Annotated in this window: 14 protein-coding genes; 8 read left to right on the forward strand and 6 right to left on the reverse strand. The window is 68.7% G+C overall.

Translation table 11 applies throughout. The features are described from left to right. Window positions 1-3,402: PE family protein (locus AWC18_RS21635; protein ID WP_165757987.1), on the forward strand; the 3,402-nt coding region annotated here is incomplete at its 5' end. Between the two features lie 286 nt (window positions 3,403-3,688). Here the strand turns inward: AWC18_RS21635 and AWC18_RS08300 are convergent. The 3 genes from AWC18_RS08300 to AWC18_RS08310 are packed head-to-tail and all read right to left on the reverse strand — an operon-like array spanning window position 3,689 to window position 5,721. Then, a complete protein-coding gene (locus AWC18_RS08300) occupies window positions 3,689-4,171 on the reverse strand; it encodes a nitroreductase family deazaflavin-dependent oxidoreductase (RefSeq protein WP_064996432.1) in 483 nt (160 codons plus the stop codon). A gap of 9 nt (window positions 4,172-4,180) precedes the next feature. After that, window positions 4,181-4,570, reverse strand: coding sequence for a DUF8021 domain-containing protein (locus AWC18_RS08305; protein ID WP_064996433.1), 390 nt, complete (start codon window positions 4,568-4,570; stop codon window positions 4,181-4,183). Next, window positions 4,570-5,721, reverse strand: a complete 1,152-nt coding sequence (locus AWC18_RS08310) for a steroid 3-ketoacyl-CoA thiolase (protein WP_064996434.1) — start codon at window positions 5,719-5,721, stop codon at window positions 4,570-4,572. Before AWC18_RS08310 ends, AWC18_RS08305 begins: the two co-directional genes overlap by 1 nt. Window positions 5,722-5,902: 181 nt before the next feature. On the opposite strand from AWC18_RS08310, the gene AWC18_RS08315 reads away from it, so the two are divergent. From AWC18_RS08315 to ltp2, 6 genes are read left to right on the forward strand one after another with little or no spacing between them, the layout of a single operon-like run. Next, entirely contained in the window at window positions 5,903-7,153 is a 1,251-nt protein-coding gene (locus AWC18_RS08315; protein ID WP_064996435.1) for a cytochrome P450, read from the forward strand. Window positions 7,154-7,190: 37 nt separating this feature from the next. Then, the gene (locus AWC18_RS08320; RefSeq protein WP_085138384.1) at window positions 7,191-8,195 is read left to right on the forward strand and encodes an acyl-CoA dehydrogenase family protein; all 1,005 of its coding nucleotides are present in this window, start codon (window positions 7,191-7,193) and stop codon (window positions 8,193-8,195) included. Beyond that, window positions 8,195-9,358, forward strand: a complete 1,164-nt coding sequence (gene fadE29 / locus AWC18_RS08325) for an acyl-CoA dehydrogenase FadE29 (RefSeq protein ID WP_085138385.1) — start codon at window positions 8,195-8,197, stop codon at window positions 9,356-9,358. Before AWC18_RS08320 ends, fadE29 begins: the two co-directional genes overlap by 1 nt. 13 nt (window positions 9,359-9,371) lie before the next feature. Further along, on the forward strand, window positions 9,372-10,346 hold the full coding sequence (locus tag AWC18_RS08330) for a bifunctional MaoC family dehydratase N-terminal/OB-fold nucleic acid binding domain-containing protein (protein WP_085138386.1): 975 nt from the start codon (window positions 9,372-9,374) through the stop codon (window positions 10,344-10,346). Beyond that, window positions 10,343-10,744, forward strand: a complete 402-nt coding sequence (locus AWC18_RS08335; RefSeq protein WP_064996439.1) for a MaoC family dehydratase — start codon at window positions 10,343-10,345, stop codon at window positions 10,742-10,744. The genes AWC18_RS08330 and AWC18_RS08335 overlap by 4 nt, the downstream gene beginning before the upstream one ends. Beyond that, window positions 10,744-11,901 carry a 17-hydroxy-3-oxo-4-pregnene-20-carboxyl-CoA lyase gene (gene ltp2 / locus AWC18_RS08340; protein ID WP_085138387.1) on the forward strand — a complete coding sequence of 386 codons (1,158 nt, stop codon included), beginning with the start codon at window positions 10,744-10,746 and terminating at the stop codon, window positions 11,899-11,901. Before AWC18_RS08335 ends, ltp2 begins: the two co-directional genes overlap by 1 nt. Here ltp2 and AWC18_RS08345 read toward each other — a convergent pair. From AWC18_RS08345 to kstD, 3 genes are all read right to left on the reverse strand, one after another. Continuing rightward, window positions 11,876-13,378: a PPE domain-containing protein gene (locus AWC18_RS08345; protein ID WP_109560030.1), complete on the reverse strand. Its 1,503-nt coding sequence runs from the start codon at window positions 13,376-13,378 to the stop codon at window positions 11,876-11,878. The genes ltp2 and AWC18_RS08345 overlap by 26 nt on opposite strands. An 80-nt stretch (window positions 13,379-13,458) precedes the next feature. Then, window positions 13,459-14,319: an enoyl-CoA hydratase ChsH3 gene (chsH3, locus tag AWC18_RS08350; protein ID WP_085138388.1), complete on the reverse strand. Its 861-nt coding sequence runs from the start codon at window positions 14,317-14,319 to the stop codon at window positions 13,459-13,461. A gap of 3 nt (window positions 14,320-14,322) precedes the next feature. Continuing rightward, window positions 14,323-16,026: a 3-oxosteroid 1-dehydrogenase gene (kstD, locus tag AWC18_RS08355; protein ID WP_208858340.1), complete on the reverse strand. Its 1,704-nt coding sequence runs from the start codon at window positions 16,024-16,026 to the stop codon at window positions 14,323-14,325. Between the two features lie 255 nt (window positions 16,027-16,281). Here kstD and AWC18_RS08360 point away from each other — a divergent pair, with 255 nt between their 5' ends. Continuing rightward, window positions 16,282-17,541, forward strand: coding sequence for a cytochrome P450 (locus AWC18_RS08360; RefSeq protein WP_085138389.1), 1,260 nt, complete (start codon window positions 16,282-16,284; stop codon window positions 17,539-17,541). Window positions 17,542-17,607: the final 66 nt, after the last annotated feature.

The following is a 17,607-nucleotide window of genomic DNA, read 5'->3' on the forward strand; positions in this document are numbered from 1 at the left end:
GGTTATGACGCGGCCGCTGACCCGTTGGCTGCTTCGGGTGCCAATGGTGGCGATGGTGGTGCCGGTGGTAACGGTTCGGCGATCGGCAACGGTGGCGCCGGCGGCGCCGGCGGCACGGGTGCCGCGGGTGCTGCGGGTATCACCGACGGTTCCGGTAACGGCACTACCGGTGGTGACGCGGGCGCTGGTGGCGCCGGCGGTGCCGGCGGTAAGGGCGGCTCACTGTCGGGTAACGGTGGCGTCGGTGGTGCCGGTGGTGGTGGTGGCGTCGGCGGTGCCGGCGGCTCCGGGATCGAGGGTGCGGCTGGTGCTGACGCGGTGGCCGGCAGTGGCGGCGATGGTTCGGCCGGTGGCGACGGCGGTAATGGTGGCGACGGCGGCAAGGGTGGCGCCGGTGGCGCCGGTGGTGCCGGTGGTTCGGCCACCAACGGCAGTGCCGGCGGCCAGGGCGTCGGCGGCGTCGGTGGCGACGGTGGTGCAGCCGGTGCCGCGGGCAACGGTGGTACCGGTGGCGCCGGTGCCGGCGGCGGCCTGAACCCGACCGCGGGTGCCGGTGGTAACGGCGGTAACGGTGGCGAGCGCGGTACCGGCGGTGCCGGCGGCCAGGGCGGCAGCGGTGCCGGTGGTCAGGCTGCTGACGGCCAGCAGGGCGCTGATGCCCCCGGTACCGGCAACGGTGGCAAGGGCGGCAAGGGCGGCGACGGCGAGGGCTTCGGTCAGTCCGGCGGCGCCGGTGGTACCGGTGGCAACGCCGGAACGGTCGGCGACGGCGGCGCCGGCGGCGCCGGTGGTAAGGGCGCTGATGGTGCTGCGGGTATCACCGACGGTTCCGGTAACGGCACCAACGGTGGTGACGCGGGTGCTGGTGGCGTCGGCGGTGCCGGCGGTAAGGGCGGCTCACTGGCCGGTGACGGTGGCGTCGGTGGTGCCGGTGGTGCTGGTGGCGTCGGCGGTGCCGGCGGCTCCGGGATCGACGGTTCGGCTGGTGCCGATGCAGTGGCCGGCAGTGGCGGCGACGGTTCGGCCGGTGGCGACGGTGGCACCGGTGGCGACGGCGGCAAGGGTGGCGCTGGTGGCGCCGGTGGTGCCGGCGGTACGGCGACCAACGGCAGTGCCGGTGGCCAGGGTGTCGGCGGCGTCGGTGGCGACGGTGGTGCTGCCGGCGCCGCGGGTAACGGCGGCGACGGCGGTGCCGGTGCCGGCGGTGGCCTGAACCCGATTGCGGGTGCCGGTGGTAACGGCGGTAACGGCGGTGAGCGCGGTACCGGCGGTGCCGGCGGCCAGGGCGGCAGCGGTGCCGGTGGTCAGGCTGCTGACGGCAAGCAGGGCGCTGAGGCAGCCGGTACCGGCAACGGTGGCAAGGGCGGCAAGGGCGGCGACGGCGAGGGCTTCGGTCAGTCCGGCGGCGCCGGTGGTACCGGTGGCAACGCCGGAACGGTCGGCGACGGCGGCGCCGGCGGCGCCGGTGGTAAGGGCGCTGATGGTGCTGCGGGTATCACCGACGGTGACGGCAACGGCACCAACGGTGGTGACGCGGGTGCTGGTGGCGCCGGCGGTGCCGGCGGTAAGGGCGGCTCACTGGCCGGTGACGGTGGCGTCGGTGGTGCCGGTGGCGCCGGTGGCGTCGGCGGTGCCGGCGGCTCCGGAACCAACGGTTCGGCTGGTGCCGACGCAGTGGCCGGCAGTGGCGGCAACGGTTCGGCCGGCGACCACGGTGGCGACGGTGGCGACGGCGGCAAGGGTGGCGCCGGTGGCGCCGGTGGTGCCGGCGGTTCGGCGACCAACGGCAGTGCCGGTGGCCAGGGTGTCGGTGGCGTCGGTGGCGACGGTGGTGCCGCCGGTGCCGCGGGCAACGGTGGCGACGGTGGTGCCGGTGCTGGCGGTGGCCTGAACCCGACCGCGGGCGCCGGTGGTGCCGGTGGTGACGGCGGTGACCGCGGTACCGCGGGTGCCGGCGGCCAGGGCGGCAGCGGTGCCGGTGGTCAGGCTGCTGACGGCCAGCAGGGCGCTGATGCCCCCGGTACCGGCAACGGTGGCAAGGGCGGCAAGGGCGGCGACGGCGAAGGCTTCGGCCAGTCCGGCGGCGCCGGCGGTGCCGGCGGTAACGCCGGGACGATCGGTAACGGTGGCGCCGGTGGCGCCGGTGGTGCCGGTGCGGATGGTGCTGCCGGTGTCACCGACGGTGACGGCAACGGCACTGCCGGTGGTGACGCGGGTGCCGGTGGCGCCGGCGGTGCCGGCGGTAAGGGCGGCTCACTGTCCGGTGACGGTGGCGTCGGTGGTGCCGGTGGTGCTGGTGGCGTCGGCGGTGCCGGCGGCTCCGGGACCAATGGTTCGACGGGTGCCGATGCAGTGGCCGGCAGTGGCGGCGACGGTTCGGCCGGTGGCGACGGCGGTAACGGTGGCGACGGCGGCAAGGGTGGCGCCGGTGGCGACGGTGGCGCCGGTGGTTCGGCGACCAACGGCAGTGCCGGTGGCCAGGGTGTCGGCGGTGTCGGTGGCGACGGTGGTGCGGCCGGTGCCGCGGGCAACGGCGGTGACGGCGGTGCCGGTGCCGGCGGTGGCCTGAACCCGATTGCGGGCGCCGGTGGTGCCGGTGGTGACGGCGGTGAGCGCGGTGCCGCAGGGGCCGGCGGTCAGGGCGGCAGCGGTGCTGGTGGTCAGGCTGCTGACGGCCAGCAGGGCGCTGAGGCGCTCGACACCGGTAACGGCGGCAACGGCGGCAACGGCGGCAACGGTGAGCACCAGACCGGTCAAGCCGGCGGCAACGGCGGTAAGGGCGGCAACGCCGGACCCGACGGTAACGGCGGTAAGGGCGGCAACGGCGGCGCCGGTGGCCAGGGCGTTACCGGCGGTACCTCGCCGGACAAGGGCGGCCCGGGCTACACCGGTGGAATCGGCGGTGTCGGTGGTGACGGCGGCGACGGCGGCCTGGGCGGCTGGAACTCGGGCGACGGCGGTGCCGGCGGTCACGGCGGTGTCGGCGGTTCCGGCGGCCGTGGCGGCCCGGGCCAAAGTGGTGAGACCGGTGAAGCCGGTGGCGGCACCGGCTACCAGGGCGGCCCTGGCGGCGGCGGCGGTATCGGCGGCGACGGCGGTAATGGTGGAAACGGTGGCACCGCAGCCAACGGCAACACCGGCGCCGGCGGTAACGGCGGCAACGGCGGTGGCGCCGGGACGGGCGGCGGCGGCGGTACCGGCGGTACCGGCGGCCAGGGCACCGAAGAACACCCGGACGGCGGCAAGGGCGGTCCCGGTGGTCAGGGTGGCGCCGCCGGAACGATCGGTGGTCAGGGTGGCTCCGGTGGTATCGGCGGGCCGAACGGCCAGGACGGTTCCGACGGCGGCACGGGCAAGGGCGGCAGTATGGGCCACCAGGGCGCGTACGGCGCGAACTACTGATCGAGGTCCCGACGCTCGACAGAGAAGCAGTACCGACAGGCCCCGCACGCATGGCGTGCGGGGCCTGTCGGCCATTGCCTGGTGGGTGGCTACGGTGGCCTGGAACGAACTCTGGTGCGCAGACGGTCGTATGCCTCGCCGCAGACGCGGCCGGAAAGGACACAGCCCCGGGCGATGGTGCCCGCGCGGAACAGGGTTGCTGGGAAATCCGCACGACGTGCGGTCTGGGCGCGCTACAACGCGGGGACTTCAGGGCTCACGTGCGCGAGCCGGCAACGACGCCCCGTCAGGGCTCGCAGATCACGATCGGGATCTCCCGATCGGTCCAGGCGCGGTAGTTGGCGAAGTCGGGGTACATGTTGTCGAGCTTGGGCCAATAGGCGGCCCGCTCGGCGTCGCTGGCGTCCCGGGCACGCAGCGACAACACCTCGCTGCGGATCCGGAATGACACCTGTGGGTTGGCCTTGAGGTTCAGGTACCACATCGGGTTGGTGGCGCGCCCGCCTTGGGAAGCCACCAGGATCACCCGGTCACCTTCGCGCAGGAACAGCAGCGGAGACTCCCGCGGCTGACCGGACTTGCGGCCGATGGTGGTGAGGATCCCGACCTCGGGCACCGTACCGAAATGCTTGGAGCCCAGCCGCCATTTGCCGCCAACCCGGCCGCCGGTCGCCTTGTAGGCCCAGGTGTTGGCCCGCGACATCCACTTGATGATCGTTCCGGTGACCGGCGAATCCAGCGACTTCGGCTTCTCGGGTGGGTTGCTCACGGGCTCACTCTAACGGTGGATGAACGGACGAATCCCCGCGCGGATGTGATGAATCACCGCAGTGCCGTCCGGGCTGTCAGCGGGAATGCGGAAAACCTCGTCGACATGCGAACAGACCCGCATCCCGAACAGCGACGGCTTGGTGATGATGTCGTAGACCGCCCGCACGTCGTCGCCGTCGATGCTGTACTTCGGCAGTGTGGCCGCCGAGATCACCCGAAACTGCGGCCCTCGATTAAGGCTGCGCCGCAGATGATTTCCCGAGAAACCGGTCTTGAGTCCCACCTCGATCCGGACGCAGTCAGGTGCGAACGGGACCGCAGAGGCGTCGTGACTGACAAGTGCGTCGATGTAGGCCTGGGCCGCCGCGACGCGGTCGGTGTCCGGGACCGGGGCCACTAGATTCGCTCGATGATGGTGCCGGTGGACAGCGCCCCACCGGCACACATGGTGATCAGCGCGGTCGAGGAGTCGGTGCGCTCGAGTTCGTGCAGAGCCGTGGTGATCAGCCGGCTGCCGGTGGAACCCACCGGGTGGCCCAGCGCGATCGCCCCACCGTTGACGTTGACCCGATCCATGTCGGGCTTGTGCACCGCAGCCCAGGACAGCACCACCGAGGCGAAGGCTTCGTTGATCTCGACCAGGTCGATGTCGCCGATCTTCATCCCGGCCTTTTCCAGCACCCGGGCGGTGGACTGCACCGGGCCGTCGAGGTGGTAGTAGGTCTCGGCGCCGACATTGGCCTGGCTGATGATCCGGGCCCGCGGCTTAAAGCCCAAGGCCTTGGCCTTGTCTTCGTCCATCCACAGCACCGCGGCGGCGCCGTCGGAAATCTGCGACGAGGTGCCCGCGGTGTGGATACCGCCCTCCATGACCGGGTTGAGTGCCGCCAGGCCCTCGGCCGTGGTGTCACGCAGGCCTTGGTCGCGGCTGACGATGTTCAACTCGGCGGTGGGCTGTTTGTTCTCGTCGATCACGGGGGCTTCGATCGGGGAGATCTCCCGGTCAAACCGGCCCTCGGCCCAAGCCTGCTTGGCCAGCTGCTGCGACCGCAGCCCGAGCGCGTCGACGTCGGCGCGGGTGATGCCCCGGCGCTTGGCGATGCGCTCGGCCGCCTCGAACTGGTTGGGCAGGTCGATGTCCCACGACGCCGCGCGGGCGCCGCCGCCGTTGGCGCCGAGCGGCACGCGGCTCATCGCCTCGACGCCGCAGGCGATGCCGATGTCGATGGCGCCGGTGGCGATCAGGCCGGCGATCAGGTGGTTGGCCTGCTGCGCGCTGCCGCACTGGCAGTCGATGCTGGTGGCGCCGACATGCTCGGGCAGCCCGGCCACCAGCCAGGACTGCCGGGTGACGTTGTTGCCCTGCTCGCCGAACTGGGTGACACAGCCGCCGATGACCTGCTCGACGCTGCCCGCGTCAATCCCGGCCTTGTTTACCAGTGCCTTCTGCACCGCCCCGAGCAGTTCGGTGGCGTGCAGACCGGACAACCAGCCGTTACGTTTACCGATAGGGCTGCGGGTGGCTTCGACGATGACAGGATTACCCATGCGGCCAGGCTAGAACACGTTTCATTACTCTGACAAGCGAGGATGCGCCACCGCCTTTGATCTGCGGTCGGGGCGTGTTTCAATGGTCGCAATCAGGCACTAGACGGTGTTGTCCCTGCTTCCGGGTTCAAACGTCGTCGAACCCGCACAGGTACCTACTGAACACCCTAGGAGTAGACACATGGGTTGTCCCGCCATCCCCAGCGACTTCGACTTCCTCGACTCCGAGATGAGCCTGAAGGGGCTACCGGTCAAAGAGCTCGCTGAGCTGCGTAAGTCGGAACCGGTGCATTGGGTCGACGTTCCCGGGGGAACCGGTGGTTTCGGCGACAAGGGTTACTGGCTGGTGACCAAGCACAAGGACGTCAAGGACGTCTCGCTGCGAAGCGACGTCTTCTCCAGCGCCATGAACGGTGCGATTCCGGTGTGGCCGCAGGACATGACTCGTGAAGCGGTCGACCTGCAGCGCGCGGTCCTGCTGAACATGGATGCGCCGCACCACACCCGGCTGCGCAAGATCATCTCCCGGGGCTTCACCCCGCGCGCTTTGTCGCGGCTTGAGGATGAGCTGAAGGCGCGCGCGCAGAAGATCGCTCAGACCGCCGCGGCGGCCAACACCGGTGACTTCGTCGAGCAGGTGTCGTGCGAACTGCCGCTGCAGGCCATCGCCGAACTGCTTGGCGTGCCCCAGGACGACCGGGACAAGCTGTTCCGCTGGTCCAACGAGATGACTGCCGGTGAGGACCCGGAGTACGCCGACGTTGACCCGGCGATGTCATCGTTCGAGGTCATCAGCTACGCCATGAAGATGGCCGAGGAGCGGGGCAAGAACCCCACCGACGACATCGTCACCAAGCTGATCGAGGCCGACATCGACGGCGAGAAGCTCAGCGACGACGAATTCGGCTTCTTCGTCATCATGCTGGCGGTGGCCGGCAACGAGACCAGCCGCAACTCGATCACCCACGGCATGATCGCGTTCTCGCAGAACCCCGACCAGTGGGAGCTGTTCAAGCGGGAACGGCCGCAGACCGCGGTGGACGAGATCATCCGCTGGGCCACACCGGTCTCGGCATTCCAGCGCACGGCGAGCGTCGACACCGAGATCTCCGGCGTCAAGATCAAGGCCGGCGAGCGTGTGGTGATGTCCTACCGCTCGGCCAACTTCGACGAAGAGGTGTTCGACGACCCGTTCACCTTCAACATCCTTCGTGACCCCAACCCGCACGTCGGTTTCGGCGGCACCGGGGCGCACTACTGCATCGGCGCCAACCTGGCCCGCCTGACCATCAACCTGATCTTCAACGCGGTCGCCGACCACATGCCCGACCTGAAGCCGATCGGCGAGCCGGAGCGGCTGAAGTCCGGCTGGCTCAACGGCATCAAGCACTGGCAGGTCGACTACTCGGGCAAGTGCCCGGTCGCGCACTGAGCAGGCTGTCGGCGTAGACGAATCAAGGAGGATTCGGGTGGATTTCACACCGAACCCGGCGCAGCAGGCTGTCGCCGATGTGGTGACATCGGTACTCGACCGCGACAACAGCTGGGATGCGCTGGTCGCCGGTGGGGTGACGGCCCTGGCGGTTCCGGAACGGCTCGGCGGCGACGGCCTCGGCCTGTCCGAAGTCGCGACGGCACTGACCGAGATCGGCCGCCACGGGACCATCAGCCCCGCCCTGGCCACCCTCGGGCTCGCTCTGGTGCCGCTGCTGGAGCTGGCAGGCGAGGCTCAGCAGGACCGTTACCTGGCCAATGTGGCCGCCGGTGCCGTGCTGTCGGCCGCGTTGAACGAACCGGGTCGTCAGCTGCCGGAGCACCCCCACACCACCTACGCGGACGGAAGGCTCAACGGCACCAAAGTCGGTGTGCCGTATGCCGAGGCGGCGGCCAGCCTGCTCGTCACCGCCGATAAGGCGGTGGTCGTCGTCTCTCCCGCCGCAGAAGGTGTGACGGTCACCAAGACCCCCACCTCCAACGGCTCCGACGAATATGTGGTGACGTTCACCGACGTCGCGATCGAGACCGCCGATGTGCTCGACGGGGCCACCGCGCGACAGGTCAACCAGTTGGCGCTGGCGACCACCGGAGCCTTCGCGGCCGGTCTGGTGGCCGGCGCCCTGCGGTTGACCGCCGACTACGTGGCGACCCGTGAGCAGTTCGGCCGTCCGCTGTCGACATTCCAGACCGTGGCCGCGCAGCTCTCCGAGGTCTACATCGCCTCGCGGACAATCTCTTTGCTGTCGACCTCGGCGCTGTGGCGGCTGACCGAGGGGCTGGACGCCGACGAGGATCTGAACATCCTGGGGTATTGGCTCACCTCGCAGGCCGCGCCGGCCATGCGACTCTGCCATCACCTGCACGGCGGCATGGGCATGGACATCACCTACCCGATGGACCGCTACTACTCCTCGATCAAGGATCTGACTCGGCTGTTGGGTGGTCCGTCGCATCGTCTCGATTTGGTGGGAGCGTAATGTTCATCGACCTGACGCCCGAGCAGCGCGCGCTGCAAGCCGAACTGCGGGAATACTTCTCGACTCTCATCACGCCCGAAGAGGCTGCGGCGATGGAGTCCGACCGGCACAATGAGGCCTACCGCGCGGTGATCAAGCGGATGGGCAGCGACGGCAAGCTGGGGGTCGGTTGGCCGAAGGAGTACGGCGGCCTGGGCTTCGGCCCGGTCGAGCAGCAGATCTTCATCAACGAGGCCAACCGCGCCGACATCCCGCTGCCGATGGTCACCCTGCAGACCGTTGGCCCCACCCTGCAGGCACTCGGCACCGAGGAACAGAAGAAGAAGTTCCTGCCCGGAATTCTCTCCGGCGACGTGCATTTCGCCATCGGCTATTCCGAGCCCGACGCCGGCACCGACCTGGCCTCGCTGCGCACGACCGCGGTCCGCCACGGTGACGAATACATCGTCAACGGCCAGAAGATGTGGACCACCGGCGCACATGACGCCGACTACATCTGGTTGGCCTGCCGCACCGATCCGACGGCGGCCAAGCACAAGGGCATCTCGATCCTGATCGTCGACACCAAGGACCCGGGTTACTCCTGGACCCCGATCATCTTGTCCGACGGTGCGCATCACACCAACGCGACGTACTACAACGACGTGCGCGTGCCCGCAGACATGTTGGTGGGCGAAGAGAACGGTGGCTGGAAGCTGATCACCACCCAGCTCAACCACGAACGGGTCGGACTGGGCCCGGCGGGCCGCGTCGCCGGCATCTATGACCAGGTACGCACCTGGGCATCCAAGCCCGGCTCGGACGGGGTCACGCCGATCGAGCACCAGGATGTGCAACGTCTGCTCGGACAGATCAAGTCCATCTGGCGGATCAACGAGTTGCTGAACTGGCAGGTGGCGTCGTCCGGCGAGACCATCGCCGTCGCCGATGCCGCGGCCACCAAGGTGTTCTCCACCGAGCGCATCCAGGAAGTCAGCCGCCTCGCCGAGGAGATCGTCGGCAAGTACGGCAACCCCGCCGATGCGGAGACCGCAGAACTGCTGACCTGGCTGGACAAGATGGCCAAGCGCAACCTGGTCATCACCTTCGGCGGCGGGGTCAATGAGGTGATGCGCGAGATGATCGCGGCCTCCGGTCTGAAGGTCCCGCGAGTGCCACGATGAGTCGAGGAGACAGATGAGCGACCTTTCCTCTGGGATCGAGCAGATACTGGCCTCTGGCCGCAGCAAGCCGCGGACCGGCCGGGATCCGGTGAACCAGCCGATGATTCGGCACTGGGTCGACGCGATCGGCGACGCCAACCCGATCTACACCGACGAGGCGGCCGCACAGGCGGCCGGCCACCCCGGAATCGTCGCCCCGCCGGCCATGATCCAGGTCTGGACGATGATGGGTCTGGGCGGGCAGCGCCCCGCCGACGATCCGCTCGGCAAGGTCATGGAACTGTTCGACGGCGCCGGATACGTGGGCGTGGTGGCCACCAACTGTGAGCAGACCTACCACCGCTACCTGCGCCCCGGCGAGGAGGTCAGCGTCACCGCCGAGGTGACCGACATCGTCGGCCCCAAGCAGACCGGGCTGGGCGAGGGGTACTTCGTCACCCAGAAGATCCGCTGGTGGGTAGGCGAAGAGAACGTCGCCGACATGATCTGGCGCATTCTGAAATTCCTGCCGAAGGACAAGAGCGCGCAGGACTCCGCGCCGGCTGCGGTGCCCGAGGATCTCGACCCCGACAAGATGATGCGCCCGTCATGGTCGCGGGACTCCAAGTACTTCTGGGACGGGGTGGCCGCACACGAGCTGCGCATCCAGCTCCGCCCGGACGGCAGCCTGCAGCATCCGCCGGTGCCGGCGGTCTGGAAAGACAAGACCGAGACCACCGACTACGTCGTTTCCAGCGGCCGCGGAACGGTGTTCAGCTACGTGGTGCACCACGCGCCCAAGGTTCCCGGCCGCAGCTTGCCGTTCGTGATCGCGTTGGTCGAGCTCGAAGAGGGGGTGCGAATGCTCGGGGAGCTCCGCGGCGTCGACGCAGCCGCGGTGAAGATCGGCATGCCGGTTCGCGCAACCTTCCTCGACTTCCCCGCAAGCGATGTCGGTCCCGCGTGGTCTCTGTACGCCTGGGAGCCTGTGGAAGGAGACGGGGCATGAGCACTGTGACTGCCGACGTGGGCACCAAGCTGCCCGAGCTGAAGATCTACGGTGACCCGACGTTCATCGTCTCCACGGCCATCGCCACTCGCGACTACCAGGACGTGCATCACGACCGGGACAAGGCGCAGGCCAAGGGTTCCAAGGACATCTTCGTCAACATCCTGACCGACACCGGTCTGGTGCAGCGCTACATCACCGACTGGGCCGGATCCAACGCGATCATCCGCTCGATCGGGCTGCGGCTGGGTGTGCCGTGGTACGCCTACGACACGGTCACCTTCTCCGGTGAGGTGACGGCGGTGGAAGACGGTCTGGTCACCGTGAAAGTCGTGGGCAACAACAGTCTTGGCGACCACGTCATCGCCACCGCCACTCTCACCCTCGGGGAGGAATGATGCTGTCCGGTAAGGCGGCTATCGCCGGGATCGGCGCGACCGACTTCTCCAAGGAATCCGGCCGCAGCGAACTGCGCCTGGCCGCTGAGGCGGTGCTCGACGCCCTCGACGATGCGGGCCTGAAGCCCTCCGACGTCGACGGTCTGGTCACCTTCACCATGGACTCCAACTTGGAGACCGCCGTCGCGCGCGCCACCGGGATCGGCGAACTGACGTTCTTCTCCCAGATCGGTTACGGCGGTGGTGCCGCCGCGGCGACGGTTCAGCAGGCCGCCATGGCGGTCGCGACCGGGGTCGCCGAAGTCGTGGTGGCGTACCGGGCTTTCAACGAGCGCTCGGAGTTCCGGTTCGGCCAGGTGATGACTGGTCTGACGGTCAACGCCGACTCGCGCGGCGTGGAGTACAGCTGGTCCTACCCGCACGGGCTGAGCACCCCGGCAGCGTCGGTGGCGATGATCGCCCAGCGTTACATGCACGAATATGGCGCCACCAGCGCCGATTTCGGCGTGGTGTCGGTGGCCGACCGCAAGCACGCGGCGACCAACCCCAAGGCGCACTTCTACGGCAAGCCGATCACCCTTGAGGATCACCAGAATTCCCGGTGGATCGCCGAGCCGTTGCGGCTGCTGGACTGCTGTCAGGAGACCGACGGCGGGGTGGCAATCGTGGTCACCACACCCGAGCGGGCCCGCGACCTTAAGCATCGTCCGGCGATCATCGAAGCGGCGGCACAGGGCTCCGGGGCCGACCAGTTCACCATGTACTCCTACTACCGCGAGGAGCTCGGGCTGCCCGAGATGGGCCTGGTGGGTAAGCAGCTGTGGTCTCAGTCGGGTCTGACGCCGGCCGACATCCAGACCGCGGTGCTCTACGACCACTTCACCCCCTACACGCTGATCCAGCTGGAGGAGCTGGGATTCTGCGGCAAGGGCGAGGCCAAGGACTTCATCGCCGGCGGTGCCATCGAGCTCGGCGGCCGGTTGCCGATCAACACCCACGGCGGTCAGCTCGGCGAGGCCTACGTGCACGGCATGAACGGCATTGCCGAGGGTGTGCGCCAGCTGCGCGGCACTTCGGTCAACCAGGTCGACGGCGTGGAGCATGTGCTGGTGACCGCCGGAACCGGGGTGCCTACGTCGGGTCTGATCCTGGGCTAGGTTCGGCGCCCCAGCTCTCGGGTAACAGCGGAAGGCGGGGCCCGTCGCTGAGGCCGACGGCGGCCAATGTCGCCAAACCCGTTGCGGCCAGACCCGGCTTGGTTTGCGCCGCAGCAAATCCCAGGGGCCCCGCGCTGCGGTCGGAGGCCAGGGGTGTGGTGTCGGGTTCCGGTACGGCGTCCGCATAGACCCGGATGTACTCGTCGGCGTGCCCGCGCGCCTTGCGGCGTCGACGGGCCCGGGACCGATCCCGGGCGGCTGCGGCTGCGGCCTCGGCGGCTGCTTCCGGAGTCTGTGCCTTCCGCACGGCGTGAGCGCGAGTCGTGGCGGGCATCCGGCCGGTCGCGCCGGGAGGCCCGATCACATACGGCGGGAAGAACGCCGGACTGCCGCCCGCCGGCGGAGCTGCCGGCGGTGCCGACGCCGACGCTGCGCCGGTGGCCGGTGCCGATACCGAGCCCGCTGTGGCCGGCGCCGCAGCGGTGTTGGCGACGGTGGTGGACGTATTGCCTGCACCCACGGAGGCCAACGGATTCTGCGCGGGCAGGGCCTCGGCGGCCAGGGTGGGGGGAGGCTGGATTCCGGCGAGTCCGGCCAGACCGGCAGCCCACCCCAGATTGCCGATCGCCAGGCCCAGCGCGGGCTGCAGCAGCGCGGGGGCGAACTGGGTCAGTGTCGCTGCGATCTGGCTGGCGTGGAAGGTCAGATCCGCCATGATCATCGGCAGATCGGTCAACAGGGCAGCGGGATTCGTCAGCAGGTCGTTGATGATGATCTCGGCGTATTCGCCCAGCTCAACGGCGAATGCTTTCCACCATTCCGGGTCGGTCGGATCCAGGTCGCCGTGGGTTCCCCCGTGGTCGTGGTCGTGGTCGTGGTCGTGGTCGTGGTCGTCGTGGTCGTCGTGGTCGTGGTCGTCGTGGTCGTGATCGGCCTCGGCGTTGACGATCGGCGGTGCCGCGGCGGGCTGGGGGCCCGAGGCCACAGCAGCGCCGGCGACGGCTTCGTAGGTCGCCATCGTGGTGGCGGCCTGGACCCACATCCGGACATAGTCGGCTTCGTTGACCGCTATCGGGATGGTGTTGATCCCGAAGAAGTTCGTGGCGACCAGGACGCCGTGGACGGCGTGGTTGGTCGCCAACTCGGGCATGGTGGGCATGGCCGCCAATGCGGTGACGTAGGCCGCGGCCGCCGTTTCGTGCTGAGACGCCCGCGCGGCACTGTCCGCGCTGGCCGTGGCCAACCAGGCCAGATACGGCAGGTGTGCGGCGAGATAGCGCTCGGCGCTGGGGCCCTGCCACGCCGCCGCCTGAGTGGCTCCCAGCACGTCCCGCAACTCTTCTGCGATCGCGGCGTACTCAAGGCTCAGCGATGACCACGCGCCCGCGGCTGACAGCAGGGGGCCGGGCCCGGGACCGCTGCTCAGCGCCGCCGAATGCACCTCCGGGGGAGATGCCATCCATACCGGCGCCGTCATGACGATCACCATATCGAAGATGAAAGTCATTTTCAATTAGGGGGCCACGCACGGTGGCCGACGGGCGCGCCGGGGTGCAGTTAGGCCGAGACGAGCTCCACGTCGTTGAGGATGGCGGCATCGTCACGCGAGGGTGCCACCACGTTGCCGAGCAGGCGGTCGCCGTCCTTCCACAGCCGCGCCCGCAGCGTCTCGCCCGGGAAGACCACTCCGGCGAACCGGGCACCAAAGGAACGGACCGCCCCGGCGTCGCCGTCCAGTGCGGTGTCCACCGCCGCCTTGCAGGTCATGCCGTAGGTGCACAGCCCGTGCAGGATGGGCCGGTCGAAGCCCGCCGCGGCCGCGAAGGCCGGGTCCGAGTGCAGCGGATTACGGTCGCCGCAGAGCCGGTAGAGCAGGGCCTGCTGCGGCGATACCGGGATGTCGATCTCGAAATCCGGGGCCCGCTCGGGCAGCTCGCTCGACGTCGACGGACCGCGCTCACCGCCGAAGCCGCCCTCGCCGCGAGCGAAGATGGACCGGTGCTGCGTCCACAGCGGTGTGCCGTCGGTGCTGGTCACTGAGGTCTCGAGCACCACAACCGCGGCTTTGCCCTTGTCCCACACCTCGAGGATCCGGCTGACTGCGCGGGCGCTGCCCGCCGGCGGCAGCGGCGCCGGCACGGTCACCTTCTCGGAGGCGTGCAGGATCTTGGCCAGATCGATCTCGATACCGGGCCAGCTCACCTTGGGCGGGTCCACCTCGTTGAACGAGGCGGCGACGCACCCGAAGGTCGGCAGCACCTGCGGCTTGCCGTCCACCACATAGCTCAACTCACGCGGATCCATCGGGTCCGAACCGGCGCCCAGCGCCAGGTTGTAGAGCTGCACATTGGTTACGGTCCAGGAGAACTCGACCTGGCCGAATTCCGCTCCCAGTGCGACGTCGAGATCGATCGCCATGTTCTAGGCCTTTCCAGATTGTGCGCGGGCGATGTCGAGGGCGGCCAGGTAGCCGAACGTCATCGCGGGTCCGATGGTGCCGCCCGGGCCGGGGTAGGTGTGGCCCATCACCGGTGCGCTCACGTTTCCTGCCGCATACAGCCCCGCGATGACACTGCCGTCGTCGCGCAGCGCCCGGCCGTTCACGTCGGTGCGGATCCCGCCCTTGGTGCCCAGGTCGCCCGGCACCATCTTGGCCGCGTAGAACGGGGCCTGGGCGATCTGGCCCAGGTTCGGGTTCGGCTTGTTGGTCGGGTCGCCGTAGTAGCGGTCGTAGGCGCTCTCACCGCGATGGAAGTCCTCGTCCACCCCGGTGCGCGCGAACTCGTTGAACCGCTCGACGGTGGCGGCCAGTGCGGCGGCCGGAACGCCGGTCTTGGTCGCCAGCTCTTCCAGGGAGTCAGCGGAGACGATCACGCCGGACTCCAGCCACTTCTTCGGGATCCGTTGGCCCGGCTGCAATCCCGCGAAGATGTAGTTGTTGCGGTAGCGCTGGTCGAAGATCAGCCAGGCGGGGATGTTCTCGCCGGGGCCGGGGCCCTGGCCGTATTCGCCGCCGTACATGTGGTGGCAGGCCTCGACGTAGGGCATCGATTCGTTCATGAACCGCTTGCCGGCCATGTTCACAATGATCGATCCGGGCGAGTTGCGCTCCGAGAGCGCGAACCACGGTGCACCGGGCAGCGGCACCGTCGGCCCCCACCAGGAGTCCTCCATGATGTCCAAGGCGGCGCCCAGCTTCTCACCGGCGATGATGCCCTCGCCGGTGTTGGCCTTCGCGCCCACGGTCCACTCGGTGGTGATCGGGGCGCGCTGGTACTTCACCCGCATCTGCTCGTTGTGCTCGAAGCCGCCGCTGGCCAGGATGACTCCCCGCCGCGCGCGGATCAGCCGCGGCTCGCTCGATTCGGAGTCGCCCGTCGCACGGACGTAGACACCGGCGACCACGCCGTTTTCCACGTAGAGGTCGGTCAACGCGGTGTTGAGCTCCACCGGAACCCCGGCCTGGCGCAGGGCGATGCGCAGCGGTGCGATCAGGGCCCGGCCCATGCCGACCAGGTTCTTGCCGGTGGCCTGAGCCCACATGGTGCGGGCGCCCACCTTGAGGCTGCGCAGCACTCCGCGCGGGTGGCGCTTGAGCTGGTTGAGCCGGACGTAGTCCTGCTGCATGACAACGACGTTCAGCGGCACCTTGCCGTAAGCCGGCTCCAGGTCGTTCATGTCCGGGCCCAGCTTCTTGGCGTTGAAGGGCTTCGGCTCGATCGAACGGCCGGTGGGCTTGCCGCCGGGCATCTCGGGGTAATAGTCGGCGTAACCCGGAACCCAGCACATCTTCAGCGGCGAGTTCTTCAGCACGAACGACAGCATCTCCGGCCCGCGCTGCAGGTAGGTGTCGATCTTCTCGGCCGGCACCACGTCACCGACGATGGTGTGCAGATAGGTGCGGGCCGCCTCGGGGTCGTCCTTGACGCCCGCCCGCTTCAGCACCTCGTTGTTGGGGATCCACACGCCCCCACCGGAGCGAGCGGTCGAGCCGCCGAAATGGGCGGCTTTCTCGATGACGATGGTGGACAGTCCCTGGTGGGCGGCGGTGAGGGCGGCGACCATCCCGGCGCCGCCGCTTCCGACCACGACGACGTCGTACTCCTGTTCGGCCATGTAGAACACGTTATAGAATTGCCCCGCCCGGGCGCCAGTTGGCTGGCCCTATTGCTCGGGCGGCCCCGGGACAACTGTTCCCTACCCTGCTGGTAACCCGTCGGTTCCGGCCAGGCCGGGCCAGACCCGCCGCGTATTAGAACGTGTTCCAGTTTTGCCTTGTCAACGGGGTCTTTCTGCCCTTCCGGCTGAGGTAAACGCATGCTTTACTGGCGCGAGAACGCATCGTTTTCTCCTGCGGATCAGTAGTGAGGAGTTGTCATCGTGGCCAGCCCTGCTATCGCGTCAGCCACCGGCATTCCGGCCGGTTTGGATCTCACCGACCCCGACATCTATGCCGAACGTCTGCCCGACGCGGAGTTCGCCGCGTTGCGGCGCAGTGAGCCGATCAAGTGGATCGCCCAGCCGGACGACAAGAGCGGTGGATTCAAGGACGGCGGTTACTGGGCGATCACCCGGCACGAGGACATCAAGGAGATCTCGCGGCTCGACGACGTGTTCTCCAGTGAGATCAACGGAGCGATCCCGAGGTTCCACGACGAAACCACCCGGGAACAGCTCGACGCGCAACGAATCCTCATGCTCAACCAGGACGCCCCGAAGCACACCCGGCAGCGGCGGATCATTTCGCGTGGCTTCACTCCCCGGCACATCTTGCCGCTGCACGATGACCTGCAGGCGCGGGCGCAGGCGATCGCCAAGGAGGCGCTGGCCCGCGGGCGCGGCGACTTCGTGGTGGAAGTCGCATCGGAATTGCCCCTGCAGGCGATTGCCGGGCTGATGGGGGTGCCGCAGGAGGACCGCGGCAAGTTGTTCGACTGGACCAACCAGATGACGTCCTACGACGACCCGGAGTTCGCGCACTACGACCCGGCGGCCTCGGCGTTGGAGATCATCACCTACGGGCTCGAACTCGCGGAGCTCAAGCGGCGCAACCCCGGCCCCGACATCGTGACGACGCTGGTCGAGGCCGACGTCGACGGCGAGAAGCTCAATGATGACGAGCTGGGTTACTTCATCATCCTGTTGGCCGTGGCCGGCAGTGAGACCACGCGCAACTCGATCACCCAGGGGATGATGGCCTTCGTCGACCATCCCGACCAATGGGAGCTGTTCTGCAGGCAACGCCCGGCGACCACCGCCGACGAGGTGGTGCGCTGGGCCACCCCGGTGACGTCTTTCCAGCGCACCGCGACCCGCGATCACAACCTGAACGGCACGCTGATCAAGAAAGGCCAGCGGGTGGTGATGTTCTACCGCTCGGCCAACTTCGACGAGACGGTGTTCGACAAGCCGCAGGAGTTCAACATCCTGCGTGAGCCCAACCCGCACGTCGGGTTCGGTGGCACGGGTGCGCACTACTGCATCGGCACACACCTGGCGCGCATGACCATCGGGTTGATGTTCAACGCGATCGCCGACCACATCCCCGACCTCAAGCCCCTCGACACCCCGCAGCGCCTGCGCTCGGGCTGGCTCAACGGCATCAAGCATTGGCACGTCGACTACACCGGCGGTCGCTGATCGCACGCCGCCGGAGTGGTTGGCCCGTCGGGTAGCAGGCGCCGGACTCGTCTCGGTGCCGGCGTT

The sequence above is a fragment of the Mycolicibacter nonchromogenicus genome (assembly GCF_002101775.1).
Lineage (GTDB): Bacteria > Actinomycetota > Actinomycetes > Mycobacteriales > Mycobacteriaceae > Mycobacterium > Mycobacterium nonchromogenicum.